This is a genomic window from Rhizobacter sp. P2_H2 (assembly GCF_056403375.1).
Window position 1 is genome coordinate 1 of the sequence record NZ_JBFUFP010001689.1, and the last position, 724, is coordinate 724.

A 724-nucleotide genomic window follows, 5' to 3' on the forward strand; every position below is an offset into this window, starting at 1 on the left:
CACGTGCTCCAGCTGCCGCTCGGCCATCTGGCCGTGCGCGACCGCGATGCGCGCCTCGGGCAGCAGCTCCTGCAGCTTCTCGCGCCGGTTCTCGATCGTCTCGACCTCGTTGTGCAGGAAGTACACCTGCCCGCCGCGCTTCAGCTCGCGCAGGATCGCCTCGCGGATGGTGCCGGTGCTCTCGTTGCGCACGAAGGTCTTGATCGCCAGGCGCCGCTGCGGGGCGGTCGCGATCACGCTCAGGTCGCGCAGGCCTTCCAGGGCCATGCCCAGGGTCCGCGGGATCGGCGTCGCGGTCAGCGTCAGCACGTCGACCTCGGCGCGCATCGCCTTGATCGCCTCCTTGTGGCGCACGCCGAAGCGGTGTTCCTCGTCGATCACCAGGAGCCCGAGGCGCTTGAACTTGACGCTCTGGCTGATCAGCTTGTGGGTGCCGATCACGATGTCGACCGTGCCGTCCTCGATGCCTTCGAGCGCCGCCTTCACTTCCTTCGGCGAGCGGAAGCGCGACAGCTCGGCCACCTTCACCGGCCACTTGCCGAAGCGGTCGGAGATGTTCTGGAAATGCTGCTCGGCCAGCAGCGTGGTCGGCGCGAGGATCGCCACCTGCTTGCCGCCGGTGACGGCGACGAAGGCCGCGCGCAGCGCCACCTCGGTCTTGCCGAAGCCGACGTCGCCGCACACCAGCCGGTCCATCGGCTTCGGGCTCACCATGTCCTGGATC

1 protein-coding gene is annotated in these 724 nt (G+C 68.8%); it reads right to left on the reverse strand.

The genetic code is table 11. The features are described 5' to 3' along the window. Positions 1-724: DEAD/DEAH box helicase (locus AC1D15_RS35635; protein ID WP_477829804.1), on the reverse strand; the 724-nt coding region annotated here is incomplete at both ends.